General features: G+C 34.4%; 13 protein-coding genes. 5 read left to right on the plus strand and 8 right to left on the minus strand.

Annotated features, from left to right (window positions below; translation table 11 throughout):
- Positions 1-45: 45 nt before the first annotated feature.
- Complete coding sequence (locus UABHE_RS02395) at positions 46-3258, minus strand: tetratricopeptide repeat protein (protein WP_372368594.1); 3213 nt, start codon at positions 3256-3258, stop codon at positions 46-48.
- Positions 3259-3588: 330 nt separating this feature from the next.
- The gene (locus tag UABHE_RS02400; protein WP_372368595.1) at positions 3589-4461 is read right to left on the minus strand and encodes a hypothetical protein; all 873 of its coding nucleotides are present in this window, start codon (positions 4459-4461) and stop codon (positions 3589-3591) included.
- Between the two features lie 691 nt (positions 4462-5152).
- Here UABHE_RS02400 and UABHE_RS02405 point away from each other — a divergent pair.
- Together UABHE_RS02405 and UABHE_RS02410 are read left to right on the plus strand one after the other, a co-directional pair.
- On the plus strand, positions 5153-5743 hold the full coding sequence (locus tag UABHE_RS02405) for a sigma-70 family RNA polymerase sigma factor (protein WP_372368597.1): 591 nt from the start codon (positions 5153-5155) through the stop codon (positions 5741-5743).
- Between the two features lie 335 nt (positions 5744-6078).
- Positions 6079-7917: an anti-sigma factor gene (locus UABHE_RS02410; RefSeq protein WP_372368598.1), complete on the plus strand. Its 1839-nt coding sequence runs from the start codon at positions 6079-6081 to the stop codon at positions 7915-7917.
- Positions 7918-8135: 218 nt separating this feature from the next.
- Here UABHE_RS02410 and UABHE_RS02415 read toward each other — a convergent pair whose 3' ends face one another.
- From UABHE_RS02415 to UABHE_RS02435, 5 genes are all read right to left on the minus strand, one after another.
- A complete protein-coding gene (locus tag UABHE_RS02415; RefSeq protein WP_372368599.1) occupies positions 8136-9221 on the minus strand; it encodes a phytase in 1086 nt (361 codons plus the stop codon).
- Between the two features lie 3 nt (positions 9222-9224).
- Positions 9225-9980, minus strand: a complete 756-nt coding sequence (locus UABHE_RS02420) for a tRNA(His) guanylyltransferase Thg1 family protein (protein WP_372368601.1) — start codon at positions 9978-9980, stop codon at positions 9225-9227.
- Positions 9977-11260, minus strand: coding sequence for a hypothetical protein (locus UABHE_RS02425; RefSeq protein ID WP_372368602.1), 1284 nt, complete (start codon positions 11258-11260; stop codon positions 9977-9979). The genes UABHE_RS02420 and UABHE_RS02425 overlap by 4 nt, the downstream gene beginning before the upstream one ends.
- 401 nt (positions 11261-11661) lie before the next feature.
- The gene (locus tag UABHE_RS02430; protein ID WP_372368603.1) at positions 11662-12543 is read right to left on the minus strand and encodes a DUF58 domain-containing protein; all 882 of its coding nucleotides are present in this window, start codon (positions 12541-12543) and stop codon (positions 11662-11664) included.
- Between the two features lie 10 nt (positions 12544-12553).
- The gene (locus UABHE_RS02435; RefSeq protein ID WP_372368605.1) at positions 12554-13600 is read right to left on the minus strand and encodes an AAA family ATPase; all 1047 of its coding nucleotides are present in this window, start codon (positions 13598-13600) and stop codon (positions 12554-12556) included.
- Positions 13601-13818: 218 nt separating this feature from the next.
- Between UABHE_RS02435 and pyk the strand changes: the two genes are divergently transcribed.
- From pyk to UABHE_RS02450, 3 genes are all read left to right on the plus strand, one after another.
- A complete protein-coding gene (gene pyk / locus UABHE_RS02440) occupies positions 13819-15333 on the plus strand; it encodes a pyruvate kinase (RefSeq protein WP_372368606.1) in 1515 nt (504 codons plus the stop codon).
- A 184-nt stretch (positions 15334-15517) separates the two neighbouring features.
- Positions 15518-16294, plus strand: coding sequence for an RNA polymerase sigma factor RpoD/SigA (locus tag UABHE_RS02445; RefSeq protein WP_372368607.1), 777 nt, complete (start codon positions 15518-15520; stop codon positions 16292-16294).
- Between the two features lie 112 nt (positions 16295-16406).
- Positions 16407-16979, plus strand: a complete 573-nt coding sequence (locus tag UABHE_RS02450; protein WP_372368609.1) for an NTP transferase domain-containing protein — start codon at positions 16407-16409, stop codon at positions 16977-16979.
- Positions 16980-17023: 44 nt separating this feature from the next.
- Here UABHE_RS02450 and UABHE_RS02455 read toward each other — a convergent pair whose 3' ends face one another.
- Positions 17024-17674 carry a hypothetical protein gene (locus UABHE_RS02455; protein ID WP_372368610.1) on the minus strand — a complete coding sequence of 217 codons (651 nt, stop codon included), beginning with the start codon at positions 17672-17674 and terminating at the stop codon, positions 17024-17026.
- Positions 17675-17899 lie beyond the last annotated feature (225 nt).

Consider the following 17899-nt stretch of genomic DNA (forward strand, 5'->3'; position numbering starts at 1 on the left):
CAAAAAAAAAAAAAAAAGATTAAATTTCGAACATTAGAGAGGAAATTAATTTGTTTTCCCACGAAGGCTTCTTATGGAAGGCTTGATTTTTAAGGCTTTTTTCCAATTGTCGATTGCTGATTGTTTTTGTTGACTTTTTGCAAAAATATCTCCAAGATGTTTATATGCTTGCCAATTTGTTCTTGGTGCAAGGTTGATAGATTTTTTAGCAAATGTAATTGCTTCTTCTGTTTTTCCCAACATAAAATAGTATTGGCTTACAACAAAAAGAGACTGAGGTGTGCCAGCGACCACCGCTTTATTTAGGTTAATTTCTGCAGACTCTTTTTTCCCTAATTTTTGATAAACTAAGGCTAAATTGCCATACAACTGTGTTTTCTCTGAATCTTTTTTTAATGCAATATTGAAGTCATTCAACGCCTTAGTGTACTGCTTTGTAAGAAAGAACAATTGCCCGCGCTTTTCGAAATAAACACTTTGGCCTGGATCATGTTCTATTGCTTCGTTGAAATTCTTTAGTGCAAATTTTGCTTTTTTGAACTCTAGGTAAATAAGCCCCATATAAAAATGAGCCTGTGCTTTAAGTTCACTACTTAGGGTTACAACTTTTTTGAAGTCTTGAAATGCTTCAGAAAATTTACCGATTTCGTAATAAATTTGTCCGCGCTCAAGATATAAAAAGGCATTTGGTTTTTCAGAAATAAGTTGAGAATAAAAAGGCAATGCTTTTTGCCAATTCTTTTCTTTTAGATAAAATTTACCTTGAATTTTTAGGAGGTTAGGAGAGTTTTTATTGAATTTTTTTAGTTCACTACATGCTTTTTCGAATTCATCTACACCAATAAGCTCGTTTTGTACATTTAGCTGTAGTTTTTTGAGCAAAACTAGATATCTAGGGAAACCTAAATCAATCACTTTATCATAGGTTTTGAGTATAACAATTGGCTCTTCATTTCGATGAGAAAGCACTTGTGCAAAAAAGAACATGTACTCAGGGTTTTGCGGATGTAGTTTCGTTAATTTTCGCAAAATATTTTCGGCTAAGGTATGTTGATTTTTTTTGCTGTAGCATTTTGCTAAAAGAAATTGATCATTAGGGCTTTTGGCATTTTTTGATAGTAATTTTATTACTAGATCATACTGTTTAGCTTCGTAGTAAAAAGAAGCAAAGGACTTTGATTTTTTTTGTAATAAGCTTTCTTTAAGCCTTGCTTTTTCTTGCTTTAATGTTTCTATTTGCTCTGCGAATGACGGCTTGCTGTTAGATTTTTCTAAATTTATCCAAAGGTAAAGACTAGTAGATACGGTAATAAGGAAAATGGTTATCACAAAAAGAGCAAATATATTTTTTTTCGGAGGAGTTATTCCTTCAGGAATTTGGAAAACCTGACTTTCGCGCATTTCTCGTATCAAATTTGTTAAATTTGTTGTTTTTTCATCTAAGCCATCAATTTGTTCTAAAATAGATGAAGGAAATGCATCTTCCATTTCGCGATTTTTAGCGTGGAATGGTTGGTCTACAACAGTGTTCCCGTATGAGTCAAAATCATTAGCTTCTTGAATAGTTTTGGCAGAGGCATCAATATCAACATTTTTTTCACTGTGTAAAAGCTCATTCACATCTTTCGAATTCATGTCCAAAGTTGCTTCAATATCCTTATGACTTTCCTTTACTGTTGCAACTCGATCTTCTCTGTCGACTAAAAGACTTTCAGTGGATTGCTCTAGCAAGGTTTCTGAAGAGGCATCGCAAGATTCGTTTGTACTTATAGCTTGAACGACCTCTACAGGGAGATTTCCATCTTGGTTTTCAGTATCTAAAGGCAAAAAACTTGGCGCTTCACTGTCTAATGTTTGTTCTGCTGCTTCGTTGTTCACAGGTGTTTGTACTTGATCTAGTGTTTTTTCTTCGTCAAGTGCCTTCATATACTCCGAAAATGTTATATCGCTTGCTATCGTTTTTGCCGTATCAATATTTTCGTTTTTATTTTCAGATTTACTTGAGAAGTAAGATGAAGTTTCTGCTAAAGGACTTTGATGGAGTTGCGCAGAAGTTTTTGGATCATTAATTGTTATCGAAGACGGATCATTTTCAAAATATGAATTGTTTTCACTTTTTATAGGTGATTGAACTGAATCTACTGTCATTGCTGATAGATCGTTATGGTTATCTATGTTACTATCAAAGTAGGATTGCTTTAAATCAGTTATTGGAGGCTCAACGGTATCGATTGTCATAGCCGACGCGTCATTTTCCTCATATAATTTTTGCGATAAATTTTCTTGCGCAATAATAGGAGATTCTGCAGCATCAATTGTCATGGCAGATGCGTCGTTCTTCTCGTATAAATTATTTTGTGATAAATCTCCTTGTATAACAATAGGAGATTCGACAGCATCGATTGTCATCGCCGACGCATCATTTTCCTCATATAAATTATTTTGCGATAGATTTTCTTGCGTGGTAATAGGGGATTCGACAGCATCGATTGTCATAGCTGACGCATCATTTTCCTCATATAATTTTTGCGATAGATTTTCTTGCGCAGCAATAGGAGATTCGACGGCATCAATTGTCATCGCCGACGCATCGTCAGAAAAATAAGAATTATTTGGTGATATGCGAATGGGTGAACTATTGGCTGTTGATTCATGGGGAGATGGTGATTTTTGCGTAGGAGGTTCAACCATGTCTAAAGTTTGATTAGATACGTCATGTGTATTATTCTGATTAAAAAAATCAGGATTCACTGTTTTTTCTGAAACATCAGGAGTCGATTTTTTAAGAGACGATTCAATAGAATCTAGTGTTTTTTCTACAAACTCCATTTCTGAAGTGTCAAAATCACGAGAAGTGTTTGGAGAATGTTCTTGTAAAAGCTCATTAAACATCTCAATGTAGTTATCAACAGATAATATGCTTGAAATAATAAGTAGTTCTCGAAATGAAATAGCTTGATTTTTACACTTGCCCAGAAAAACATTTACCTGGTCGTCTGTTAAAAATTGAGTTTTTTTAATATGAGCGATGAATTTTTTGTCCCAGTACTCGGAGATATCTGATTTGTTTAGTTCTAGTTCTTTTAGGATAGAGAGGGTTGCAGTGTAATATTCTATTTGTAGTTGACTTTCTAGTAAAAGCGCTTCGCGAACACACACGCTTGGGTATTTGTCTTTTACGAAGTTAACTGTTTCTTTAGAGATGATTCCTTGAGTGATTACGTGGTTACAAAAAGCCTCATCTAAGGACTGTGCCATAAAAAATTCCTTAATTTTAAGTCGAAATATTTGATGTCATGAGATGTAGTATGCCATTTTTGCCGCAGAGAGCCTTATTTTATTAGGAGTGTATTCTTCATTTTTTTTAGTTGAATTATTTAAGAAACTACTTTTAAAACACCTGCTTAAAACATTTAATTTTTAGAAAAATCTAAACAACAAGCAGCCCTTTAAAAGGAAAAATTATCAGGGCGCGTTTTTGTTTAGATGCTTGCAAAATCAGGCGTTTTCGACACGTATAAAATGTTATTATTTATGAAAATAATAACGCTAGTGTCAAAGACATCGAAATATAAAATATTACCTCTCCTAAGCTTCGACGAAAAATTCTACGGCTTTCTCTATGTAGTATTCCAAATCTTCGTCAGGCATATCCATAAATCGTTGTTCTTTGTCTTTGACATATGCCATGAATTTTCCAAAACAAAACATCGAATATGTTGATTGATTCTTTTGATCTAGCAATATATAGCTGTGCTTAAATATATGGATAATGGAGTTTTTATCCACAGGAGTTTCACAAGCCCATGATGTTGTTTCTACAAAAATTTCAGGACTTCCATATTGCGCTAATGTTTTTAGTGTATGGATAACTTCTTGAAATAGACTTTCACTCTCAAGTTTTTCACAAAGTTTTATAAAATTAACATAGGCTTTGTGCGTCCCTAAGTATTTTGTTATAAAATACGTTGTTTGTAATGTTGAAAGAAGAAGATCTTGTTGATGTTGAATTTTTTGAAAGAAGTGAATGTACTTTTTGCACAAAGATAGATTTATAGCTAGACTGTTAAAAATTCCGATTACAGAAGTTTCGATATCTCCTGTGTTAGTGAAGGTTCTTAGTGTATTTTGAATAAGTTCTTTACTATCATCATTTGTGTATATTGCAAAAGTATTTTTCAAGGTACCTTGTACAACCTCAACATCTTGTTCTGTGATCGTATCTTCGTGGATTTCTCGCAAAATTTGTTCTGCAAAACTATCGCCGTAGATTTCTAAAATTTGTCGAAAATTATTGGTTTTAAGACAATCAAGGAAATCTCTATAAACCATTCTATTTTTTTCACTGAGACAGTAAATAGATACCGAAAAACTAACTGCGACTTCTAATGTTTTTGGGTAGTTCTCAAGAAGAGTGCGTATTTTATTTTCAGAAAAATCTTTACTAATGTTTGATCTCATCAAATACAAAAACATTGGGCGATATATTTTTTTTAGTACGGAAGGAACTTTCAACCGTACAATCGTCTTTCTACTTGAAACAATGCTTTTTAACCTATCCTGGTAGCCCATAGTTATTTATTCTTTCTGAAATGTTACGGTTGTGTCGGTAGTTATTAAAATGACCTCGGTATTACTAAAGTAACACAGTTTTTACTGAAAAATAGTTTTGTCAAACTCATTCAGGCTTGGTTTTTTATGTTTGCGTTTTGGCCTATTGTAATGTGAATGAGGTATACTTTGTTTAGAAGTACCTGTAGTTACTCAAAATTATTCAAATAATACTCTGAAATTACATTACAAAATAAAGTATAAATCTTGAGCGTAGTTTTATTCAAAGAAAACAATTGCGATCACAATTGATTTTGTAAAACATGTTAATATTTATCTTCATTTGAAGTGTTAATTTCGTTACCTTTGTTTTGAAAGCACAACTGTTTATTTAAAAGTACTGCGCTGTTCCTTAAGATGTGTCAATATTATACAACATATAAACATTGACACATCCTATAAATATAATAAATATATGTACATTAGTTACAACAATCATTACAATTTGTAGATGGCTATGATACTTTTCAATATTTTAGAATTTATTCTAATGAATTACAATAAACTTCTCAAGTAAAAAAAATGTCTAAAGGCATAGCAAATGGGGAAAAAATTTTTGGACGATGATACTCTTCTTGTAACAAAATCTAAACAAGGCGACAAAAGTGCGTTTGATGTTCTCGTTATTAAATACCAAGATCGCGTTTTTAATGTTGTCTTCCGGTTGACTAGTGATGAAAGTCTAGCTTACGATTTAGTTCAGGACACTTTTATAAATGCATACCGCGGATTGAAAAATTTTAAAGGACATTCTACTTTTTTTACGTGGTTATTTCGCATTGCTATAAACACAGCGACAAACAGTCGCCGCAAACGTATGAGAAATAAAACGATTTCTATATCTAAATTCGAAGGAAAAAATGACGAAGGCTGGTTTGACCCTGCTTCCAACGATAAAGGCCCTAGTCAAAAGGCAGAAGAAGTTGAGCAAACAGTTATTGTGCAACAAGCAATTAACTCTCTAGAGGAACCGTACAAAACAGCTATTATACTACGCGATATAGAGGGAATGAGTTATGAAGAGATGCAGGAAATACTAGAATGCCCCATTGGAACTGTTCGTTCGCGCATTCACCGTGCGCGAAACCTAGTTAAAGAAAAATTAGAAGCTACCCTTAATAATTTTGGGTAAAAATATCATTTTTTTGGGAACTTAACTAAGACAAGTAACGACTAAGAGTATATTATAAAATTGAATAGTAAAACTTTGTGCTTCTCTGTTCTTTCGAACACCAAGTGAGCTCAGTACACCTGCATCAACGCAATTTTATAACTAGCTCTAGGATTGTCTTCTTCTATGGTTTTGTAAAATTCGAGTACTTTTGGCAAAAACCACAATCAAAGTACACAGTATGTTATGACTTTCATTGTGGCAAGTTAAGTCTGAGCATCGAGTTGTGAAAACATTAAGTACGGATATGTCCTGAGAAAAACATAATAAAATGATTGTCATGTTAGGGAAAATATATGAAATGTGATAAGGCTGTGCTGTGGCTGTCTGATTACATTGATGAGCTTCTAACACCAGAAAATAAAAAGCAATTAGAAGAGCATATTCACCAATGTAATAGTTGTGCGAGTGAGTTACGGCAATTGCAAAAAACAATTGACTTGATCAAAAAATTGCCCAAGACGCCGGCGCCAAAAGATCTGCGAGAAGGAATTTCGCGTGCCATAGAGCCTGTGCCATGGTTACGCGTTTATCGGAATTTATCTCTAGCAGCAGGTTTGTTGTTTTCGTTTGTACTAGGTATATGGTTTATTATTTACCAAGACCGAATTGCTTTAACTACAGAATCTGCCGTTGCGAAAAGCGATGTTTTGTCTTCCGATAGAGATGACAAAAAACAAAATGAGCAACCTGTTCCGCAACAAACAATAATAAAAAATAGTAAGTTTGAAACAAAGACAAAGATAAAGACAAATACCAACGCAAGACAAGGTAAAATTTTACGCAAAAAATTAGAAAAAATTCCTAAGAAAAAGAACAATTATGAGCGCGCCAAAAAACAAGAATTCAAGGTGCGAAATGAAATTTCAGACGAGTCTTTTGGAAACAAGTTTAATGCAATTGAAAACGAGAAAAGATTTCAAAAAACAAAAAGTGGCAAAAAAATAGAGAAAAGAGTTCTTCACGATAGTCCTTTGGACCATATAGCGAGAGAGTCTTTTGATGATGACAATATTGCCGGTTCGTTTCATGGAGAGGATTCCTCTAACAAAGGCGCGCAAGATGCTGAGGCTGAAAGTACTAGAAGATCATTTAATGAAGAGTTTTCATCTGATGGTGAAGGTCCAGAGGTTGGAGATGCTGTAGACGTTGAGGCTGGCGAGGCTGGAGATACTGCAGATTCATTTGACGAAGATGACTCATCTAGCGAAGGCATGCAGGTTGGGGATGTTGAAGCTGAAGATACTGCAGATTCATTTGATGAAGATGATCAATCTTTTGGACAAACAGTAAAATCTAATGACACGGTTGAAGAATATATTGACCAATTTCTTAGTGCTACTCAAAAGAAAAAAGTCGAACCAGCGTTGCCTAAAAAAGACAAAACGAAAGAAAAAGAAACGGAAGAAAAAAAAGAAAAAAGCGCCCTTGCTAGTGGTGCACCATATGAAACAAGAGGAGCGCAGTTTGAGAATGAAGTATACAAAAAAGATTCGATGGGATTAAACCGCGATATTTTAATAGAACCTCTCTTGAATAAAAATAAGCACAAAACGGAGTCTTGTAATCGTTGTCACGTTGACAATATCGATTTGATGCACAAACATCTTGCAAAAAAAATCTCACTCACTAATCTCTATCAGCAATTTATAAACTGTAACGATTGCCACACTATTCTAGACAAAAAATTAATAAGAAGTGGTCATCCAATACCTAAAAATAATATATCTTCCCTTTTTAGTAGTGAAGATAGCAAAATAGCAGAACAAATTTTTGTTGTACAAAAGATGGTGCAGTTAGAACTAAGTCTACGTGGTTTATCAACGGCAAAAAGGGAAGGAAAATTTGCGTCATACATGCGGCAAACGATATCCGTTGTTTATGCACAACTAAAAGCAAACACATATTTACATAACAAAAAATATGTGAGTACAGTGCTAAAAAAGCTACAATCTACAGAGTTACGGATTGGCAACTCTTTGCAGTTACTAAACTTAGCTAGGTACATCAAACAAAAATTACCAGCGTCATCGTTCTTACCTGTAGAAAGACAACTTCAGGTACAAGAACAACATATGCAACCAGAGTTGTTAGAAGAATCAGATGAAAATAGGGACGAAAATTCTGATCAATAAACAAAGTTTAGTTGATGACAATCATTTTAAACTGTTATTGATGTTTTCGCGATTATTCTTAACATTATTAGGGTGCGTCGACATTTAAAGACAATTTTGGAAAAATAGAAGGTCCTTATGTTTTCAAAGACGAAAAGGGAACGATCTAAAATTTTAAATGTCGACAGGCCTTAGTTTGGGCGCAATTATAACATTACCAAACTAGCTAATAATATTTATTACTTTCTAATTTTATAAGTACTTTTGTATTTCAATTTTAGTTTTTTTGCTATTTTATTCCAGGATGTGGCTGTAATAGAAAAGTTTGGAGGTAATGGAGTTGTATGGCAAAGAAACAAACCACCTTCGATTTGCGGGTGTATTGAGTATGGAGTTATGTCTAAACCATCGGTTGAAGTTACTTTGCGAATATGAAAGTCTGTTATAAAACGGTTAGTTACGCGGTCAAAAACGCAAAAAGAACTGTGTCTCTGTAAGGAGACAATAATATAACCTTCTTCGTCAGAAATTTTGTAAAGAGCAATTCCCTCTAAACTTACTGATTCATTTTTTGTTGGCGGAGCAATCATTTTTTTTTGCAGTGGCTTTTCAAGGTCTGTTGAAAAAGCCCAAATTCCTGCTTTCTCCTGACAAACGTAGATAACACCTCTTTCGTCATCAGCAACTGCACCTTCACATTTTCCAGGAGAATCCCAATCTCTAACTTTTTTGAACGTAACTTGTTTTTTCTTATTATCTAAAATTTCAAATTGCTCTATTTTTTCATTGTCATCTTCGTCCGTTTTTATAAAGTAAAATTTATTGTTCTGTCGATTGTGAAATAAAGTCCCTCCAAAAGATTTTCGTCCATACCGCCTATTTTGATTTATCTCACCACTACCATCATCTATACGTTGTAAAAAATTTTCTCTATCTATTTTAAACACTAATATTCGGTTTTGTGTACCTCTTGTTGTTGTGGTTACGATATCAATTTTTTCACCGTTTAAAGAAAAATTGTATCGCAGATCTATATTTCCAGGTTTTGAATATTCTAAACTTTGTAATAGTTTACCTGTTGTGGTATAGACAAAAAGTTGATTTGCTACTTTGTCAGCTGTAATTACAAGACTTTTCTGAGGTTGTAGAGGGTGAACCCATATACACATGTCATCTTGATCTTTAGCTTGAGGATTACCATATTTGGCGTCACGGCTAAATTTCAAACCACGTTGTTTAAAAATTTCTGGTTTTCGCGGATAAAACAATATTACTAAACCAATAACAGAAAAAACTATTGGTATTAAAAATTTTTTGTTACTCATATTTTACTCACAAATAAACTGTTGTATAAAGTCTTGGTAAGCTTGTTGCCTCGGCAATTTGGTAATAGCTTCGAGAGAACGACGTTTTGTTGTGACAGTTTTTTTCGTAATAGGATTGTAACCTTCTCTCATTATATTTTTCCAAACAACGGCGATTCCGTATCTTTGCCATTTAGGAATTTCTTTGTAATTGATATCGTAGGAGCGAAGTAAAATATACTTTTGCTCTACAGGCATTTTTTCTAAAACGCTTGTTGCTTGGCGTTCTGTTTTTCCATTCTTACGTAAAGTCCAGTAACAATAAGCGTTTAAAGAGTTACGAGCGCTATCAGCTTGTCGCCAACGAAAATAGTCAAAAATAATTTCTGTATCTGGAAATGGGCAAATTCGCGCATCAAAAACTCCAGGATATCCTAAATGGTGAGTAAAGGCAGCACTTGCTTCACCAGCTAAAGTACTTAACCACTTGCGTATTTTTCTTCTAAAAGTATTGTCATTTTGCGAAAACAAAATTGATATTTCATCGCTTTCCACGTACGCATAAATAGCTTGAAATCCTGCCTGCATAACATGTTTAGTTGTGGCAATCATCGCATCGCGAAATTTTATATCAAAAGGTTTTTCTAGTTCTAAATTTTGAGTCAAAGTTGAAAATGATCTACCGTCTAAGCGTACTACTGGCCAAATTTTAGGAGGAATATGTTGGTCTAAAGCTTCTTCATATTGCCTCATAATAAGATCAAGATTTTGGAATTTCATTTATTTTCTCTTTTAGGTTGTTGGGCTTCTTCCGAAGCATAAATCTGTACTTTGTGTTTTGTGTATAATTGTTCCATGAAGCTTTTCATAATCGCTTGGTATTTTCTTTGGTAGATTTGTGGTCTTATTTGTTCTTGAACTTCTTCAAACGTTTTCTTTTTCTGTGCTTCGACTTGGTGAACCCACAAACGAATAATTTGTTCTCCTACTTTATGTATTTCTTGAGGTTTTTCTTGTGTAAAAATTAAGCTAATTATTTTACTGATATCTCCAAATGGCTCTAAGGTCGTTGTTTGTGATGTCACAGTTATTGCTTGCTCCATTTCTTTATCATCGAGAGAAGCGACTTGGGCTGATTCTTCATCAGCAAAACTCTTCAAGGTAATTTTAGCAAAAGCTGGTTCGTTAAATTTATCTGTATTTTGTTGGAAAAATGCTCGTATTTCTTCTGGTAAAACAACGATTTGCTTTTTAATTTCGCGTTGAAGCACTTCATCAACAAGCATTTTTTTCGCGATAGATTTTATTTTTTTGTGGTGCAGTGCTTGTTCGTGTAGTTCATCTTCTAAAGCTTTTCTCCACAAAACTTCTTGAAATAAGTATTCTTGCAAAGCTCTTTGCTTTCCTTTAGGAGTGTCGTATTGCTTGTGCATTTCTTTAAAAAAATTATTATTTTGATGTGCCATTTCAGGAAAAGCTAGCCTCATTAGATTGGTTTTTAATGCTATTTGTTCCTCGATAATTTTTTGTAAATCATCTTCTGTTATTTCCAGTTTACCAATTTGTGCCAAAACTTTTATTGATTGTTTTTTATGCCCAAATTCAACTTGTTCTTTTAATACATTTTCCATTGCTTGAAAACGTTTTATTTGTTGTAGTGATTCACTCATACTTTGGGCTATTTGCCGCTTTTTCTCGGAACCTAGTTTTTGCGCTGTAACAAAATGAGAGATTGCGTCAATATGGTTATTATCATTTTGAAGAAGTTTTGCAATTCGTAAATGTAAGGCTGCGAGTTTCGTGTTAGAAAGATCGCATACTTGTAAATATTTCAACCATACTTGCGATGCTGCTTTTCGCAAGCCCATTTCCTCTAATTTTAGCGCTGTTTTCTGTATATATTCGTAAGAATGTTCTTTGGTAGTAGTTTTTGTTTTTGGTAATAGAAGCAAGGAAAGAATAGCTATTTGTAAAATAACAACAGCAAATAACCCTTTATTTATTTTTTTCTTACTTTTTTTACTAGGGTGCTCAGGAAGTGTAAGTTGCGAAGAACTCATGTTGGTAAACCTCCATTTATATAATATAAAAATTACTAAATTATTTAGAGCGTGTTAGCACGCTTTATACGTTTATTTTTGTCAATTTAAAAAGAATTACGATTTTGTACTAGTTGAGATAAAAATACGATTCCGAACCTAATTTCGCTTGTGTTTCCAGAAATTCGACTAACTAGGGCCTGCCATCAATTAAAACATTCGTGACTGTGACCCTAGCCCCTAGTCGTAATCATAACCAAACAGCTGTGATTTCTTTTTCAAAATAAGAATTACAATATTTATTTTGGACTATTATCTCCATTACCACGGACCCCCACAAGAGGTGTCCTATACCTTTGTAAAAGCGCATTTCTGTATCTTTGCGAATTAGAAAACTCAATTGATGTTTACCTATGTTACTCTTATTTTTTGCGACCGGTAGCACGTTTACGAAATAATTGGTGGATGTTTTTTAGATAATCTTCATTGGTGGATACAGACAATTCATCCATGCTAATTCGTTTAAAAAGTGCTTCGCGTTCTTTTTTAATTTTCGTTGTGCGTTGTGAAAAGATTTCTTTTAGCAGAGGAGATTGACCATCAACAATGATGCGTTCGCCCGTTTCTGCATCTTCTAATTCGACAATTCCAATTTCTGGAAAAGAAAATTCTCCTGGATCATTGGAGGTAATTGCTATTACATCGTATTTCGACTGAGCTTGTTTTATACTTTTTTCGTAAGAGGTGCTAATAAAGTCTGATATCAGAAAAACAACGGCTTTACGACGTTGGACTCGTCCCAAATATTCCAAAGCCATAGCAACGTCCGTACCTGTTCCCTTAGCTGTTGTCGATAGCATTTCGCGAATGATTCTCATGACTGCGTGGCGACCTTTACGTGGGGGAAGAAATTTTTCTACGGTATCAGAAAATAAGATCAAGCCAATTTTGTCATTATTCTTGATAGCTGCGAAAGATAAGATTGCTGCTATCTCTACAGCTAACTGTGCCTTTGTTCTATTTTTTGTTCCAAATCCCTGCGAGGGACTAATATCAACTAAAAAATATATAGTAAGTTCGCGTTCTTCGCTAAACCTTTTGACATAAGGGGTACCTGTTCTGGCAGTTACATTCCAATCAATATTACGAATGTCATCACCTACTTGGTATTCTCGCACCTCATCAAACTCCATACCTTTACCTTTAAAAGCGCTGTGATACTCGCCTGCAAGGATTTCATTTACCATGCGATTGGTAATAATTTGAATACGGTGTACTTTTTTTATTAGTTCTTTGGCTTCCATAACATTTACCTTAAGGAACTGGTACTTCGCGAAGTAAAATATTAACCAAATCGTTGGCTGTAATTTCGTTGGCTTCAGCTTCGTATGTAACAAGAATTCTATGCCCAAGAATATTGTTCGCAATATTTTTAACATCTTGCGGTGTCACATACCCGCGACCTTCTAAAAACGCCACAGCTTTGGCAGCTAGTGTCAAGTATATAGTTGCTCTTGGAGATGCACCATTTTCTATTAAATCGCCAAAAGGGATATCAACAGCACTACTATCAAAAGCTTTCAGTTCGCTTGCAGGATAAACTAAACCGTTTTGTAGGAATTTTTGCGGTTCTCTTGTTGCAAAAACTAGATCGACAATGTAATCTTTTACTTTATCATCAATATATATTTTTTTTATGGTACTGCGCATTGCAAATAAGTCTTCTTTTGTTAGAACTGGTTTTAGAGAGAAGCTGTTTTCTTCTGTGAAGCGATCCATTATTTTGCGCTCTTCTTCACGATTGGGATAGCCAACCTGTACTTTTAACATAAAACGATCTACTTGCGCTTCTGGTAGAGGATAAGTCCCTTCTTGTTCAATTGGGTTTTGGGTCGCCATTACCAAAAAAGGCTCATCCAACTGAAAGGTTTCTTCGCCAATACTTATTTGGTGCTCTTGCATTGCCTCTAGTAATGCTGATTGTACTTTAGCAGGAGCGCGATTAATTTCATCTGCGAGTACGATATTTGAAAAAATAGGACCTTGCTTTACCGAAAAATTTCCATCTTTGGGATTGTAAATTTGCGTTCCTATTAAATCAGCGGGAAGTAAGTCAGGGGTAAATTGGATACGCTGAAATTTTGTGTTCAAACAATCACTCAATGTTTTGATTGCCGTTGTTTTTGCTAAACCAGGTAATCCTTCAAGAAGGATATGTCCGCCTGTAAGCAGTGCCACAAGTATTCGTGAGTACAACTGTTTTTGTCCAATCAAAACTTTATATACTTCATTTTCTAATTGTTGTAATAAATCAGAGTACTGTCGTATTTCTTCTTTAATCTGGTTTACATCTGGGCGCATTGTTCGTTACCTCTATATAAATAAAATATGTAAGTGACTTGATCTGTCACTTAATTAATCGAATTTTTCTGCTTACAACATTAAATACCACACTGTATTTGTTTGTATTCTTGTTGTTTTTACGTTATAACAATGCTATGGTAATTTTTTAGTAATTACCAAGTTCATTTTGAATGATTGTAAATATTTTTTATTGTTTGTCAACCTTGGATATCACTATGTTTGAGTATAATACAATTCCTATTTTGAAATTACGTAGAACCAAAATAGTAGCTACTATAGGACTTTCTAGCTGTACAGAAAAAACTTTGAAAGACTTGGTCTTGCAAGGTGTTAATGTCTGCCGTCTCAATTTTTCTCACGGAACGCACGAAAGTCATTTAAATATTATTAATAATATACGAAAAGTTAAAAAAGAAACAGGTAAAGACGTTGCTATTCTAGGAGATTTATGTGGTCCGAAAATTCGCGTAGGGCAATTTGTTCCTAATAAATTCGGAAAACAAGAAGTTTTTCTTGAGGCAGATGAAGAGGTACTTGTTGTTACTGATAATGTTATGGGTGGGAAAGGCGTTATTCCATCGCAGTATTCATTATTAATTCAAGATATAAAAATCGGCCAGTACATTCTTCTCGATGACGGAAACTTAGAGTTGCAAGTTATCGCAATAAATTCAGATACTTGTGCCACTTGCCGTGTTGTTAGAGGTGGTATTCTTAAAAACAACAAAGGAATGAATATTCCTGGCTCAGCGCTATCTGTACCAGCATTAACGGCAAAAGATATTCGCGACCTTAAATTCTGTATCAAACAAGAAGTTGATTATATTGCTCTGTCTTTTGTACGCCGCGCAGATGAAATAATTGACTTGCGAAACAAGATTGTTACTTTTTCTCAAGAAATATTCAGCGGAGAAGAATTAAAACGCTCTTTAGAACACCCTATTCACATTATTGCAAAAATAGAAAAGCCAGAAGCTCTTGATGATATGAAGCAAATTGTCGAGGCCACAGATGGAGTAATGGTTGCTCGGGGTGATTTAGGGGTCGAACTAGTGCCACAAAAAGTTCCTATTGTGCAAAAAGAACTTATCGAATTAGCTAATGAAAAAAATAAACCGGTTATTGTGGCAACGCAAATGTTGGAAAGTATGATTACCAATGCTCGACCAACGCGCGCAGAAGTGAGCGATGTTGCTAATGCAGCTTTTGACAATGCTGATGCCGTTATGTTGTCGGGTGAAACAGCTGCAGGACGTTATCCACTAGAATCAGTAAAAGTTATGGATGCAGTGCTTCGTGAAGTAGAGTATTACAAATGGTCTCATAAACAACTAGGTCGTTTAGAGCTAGACGAAAAAATCTACGAACTTCCCGATGCTCTTTCTCGTGCTTGTACTCTTTTATCTCAAGATTTATTGGCCATTCGTGCGCTCAATGTCTTTACGTTGTCTGCATACGGTCCCCGCCTCTTGTCAAGTTTACGTCCAAATGCGCCAATATTTGCTTACTGTACAGACAAACGCGTTGTTAATCAAATGTCTTTGTACTGGGGAGTAAAACCTATTCTTCTCGAAAACGTTGTTAATGTTAGCGAGTTTATTGAAATTTCTATAGAAACAGTAAAAAGAGCCAAAGTTGCTAAAGAAGGTGAACAAATTATTGTTGTTTCTCCGGTTTCTGATAGTGGTAATAAAAATTATCACTCTATTAGTGTTTGTGATGTAAAATAATTTTCCCTTTTGTTTTTAAGTAAAAATAAGGGGTAGCGATGATCTTTCGAAAAAAAATATAAAAAAAAGCCAACAAATTTGCATTTGGTCCGTTTTATATATTAAACGAAGTAAAATTTAAAAAGAGGAGTTTCGCCTTAAGGAGGACCAAGTCATCGCTACCGAATTTATTTTGGAAACATATTTGAAAGACATCAACCGTATTAAACTTCTTTCTGCAGAAAGAGAACTAGAACTTGCTGTTTTGGTTCAAAAGGGAGACGATAAAGCACGGGAAGAGATGATCAGCGCTAACCTAAGGTTAGTAGTTAACATTGCGAAAAAATATGTTAATTGCGGTCTTCCTCTTCACGATTTGATAGAAGAAGGTAATATCGGTTTGTTAAAAGCCGTCGAACGTTTCGATCCTGAACGCGGTTGTCGTTTTTCTACTTACGCCACGTGGTGGATTAAGCAAGCTATAAGAAGAGCACTTACCGACAGTAGCAAAGTTGTACGGATACCGTCATACATGAGAGAGTTGATGGCCAAAGCCGATGCAATTGCGCAGAGGTTAACACTGGAGAATGGCTCAGCACCAGGAATGGATGAAGTTGTTGCTATACTCGAAGTAAAACCAGAAAAAAGAAAATACATCGAAAACATTTTGAGATCTACTGTAAATCTATCACAAATACAAAGTTTAGATAAAATATGCGCGCAAAAAGACATCATCGAAGATAAAAACAGAGAAGAACAAGTATTTCAAGAAGATATCGAACGTTTAGAAGTACTTATGAAAACTTTAGATCCGAAATGCCGCGATATTTTACGAAAACGTTTTGGGCTTGATAACAAAGGCCCAATGACTCTACAAGAAATTAGCAATCATGTAAATCTGTCTAGAGAGCGTGTAAGACAGATTATAAAAGAATCACTAGAAAAGCTTCGTAACACTATAAAAAAGCATAATTACATATAACCTAAAATCAAGTCATAAATGCATATATAGGTGGGTTTATTAATTATTAGCAGCTTAGACGAGGGATTTTATCCCTCGTTATTTTTTTGTAGGTATTTAAAAGGAAGTTTCTTTGAAAAATAATATATCTTGTCTTATTTTAGCCGCTGGACTTTCTAGTCGTATGGGGAAATGCAAATCTTCTTTAAAATGGGATTCACAGCGTAGTTTTTTACAGAAAATAATCGAAGATTATATTTCGTTTGGTTGTGAAGATATTATTGTTGTTGGAAACAGTACAATAACTCCTTTTAGACAAGCTAAATTCATCACAAACCCTCATCCAGAAAAAGAACGATTTTTTTCTATAAAAATGGGAATGCAACAAGTGAAATCGCCTTACTGTTTTTTGCAGCCTATTGACCAACCTTTTACAACTCAAAGTCTTTTAAAAAAATTATCATGTAATATTGAGACATATGACTATGTTGTGCCTTGCTTTGAAAAACGCGGAGGGCATCCTATTTTTTTAGGGCAAAAAGTAATCAATACTATTAGTAATTCTTCCGATGATAGCAACTTGCGAATAATTTTGCGTTCTTTTTTACGCAAAAACATTGCAGTTAATAATGATTTTGTTCTACGGAATATTGACACTCCCCAACAATACCAACAATATTTTCCTGACTTTAAACAACCCAAATAAATATTTTCAACTAGCTTATTCAGCTTACATAAATCTATTCTTTATTACGATCGATGCCTTAACGGATCTTCATCACGGTCTTTGCGATTTAGCTGACTAATAGCTCCAAATCCTTGTGCCATCCCAACAATAAAAAAGATTTTCATTACTAAACCACCTGTAGAAGGACTATTTCCTGATTCTGCGGCCATCATAACCGATAAAACTGTGTCAGCCACAACAAATAATATCGCTAAACTTAACGCTACTCGCGATCTTTTACTTGTAAAATAGCCTAAAATAGCTAAGAAAAATCCGACAACAACAAGTGGCGCTCCGAAACCTAAACGCAGTAAAAAATCAACTTGCCCTAATTCTGCAATAAGACCAATGACTAGATTGAGACCACCCAAAAAGTAGATAATTCCTGTGGCTGTCTTTAGTTGGTCAGCAGGATGTGTTCCAGAACCAGGTATATTTTCTCCATTTACTAGCACCTGAAGCTGCGCTCCCATAAATTTATTTATAAGTTGTATGCTTAGCTTTGAGTCATCACCAAGGTCAAAATCCTTACCTTTTTTTAGCTCTTTCATGTTGGCTATAGTTCCTATTTCTTGCGAGTCTAGCTTAATGGAAATATTTTTCCAAACACCTTTCCAAGATATTTCAAGCCTTTGCGGTTCACCATCTGCAAGAGAAAACTTTTTTGAAGGCATTTCATTTACTCCCTGTATTGTTTGTTAACGGAAACTTACCGATTTTTAATATTTCATTATATTTTCAATAGGGCCTATCGTCATTCAAGCTAATGAAGCCAAATAATGCAAGAAACTAGTTAAGTACTCCTTTTAAAAAAAAGGAATTTATGAATTTAAAAATTAGAAAAAGAGAATATTCATTGTTATTATGAAAAGAAAAATAATAAATGTGAAAATAAATAT

The sequence above is a fragment of the Candidatus Uabimicrobium helgolandensis genome, from assembly GCF_041508025.1.
Lineage (GTDB): Bacteria > Planctomycetota > Uabimicrobiia > Uabimicrobiales > Uabimicrobiaceae > Uabimicrobium > Uabimicrobium helgolandensis.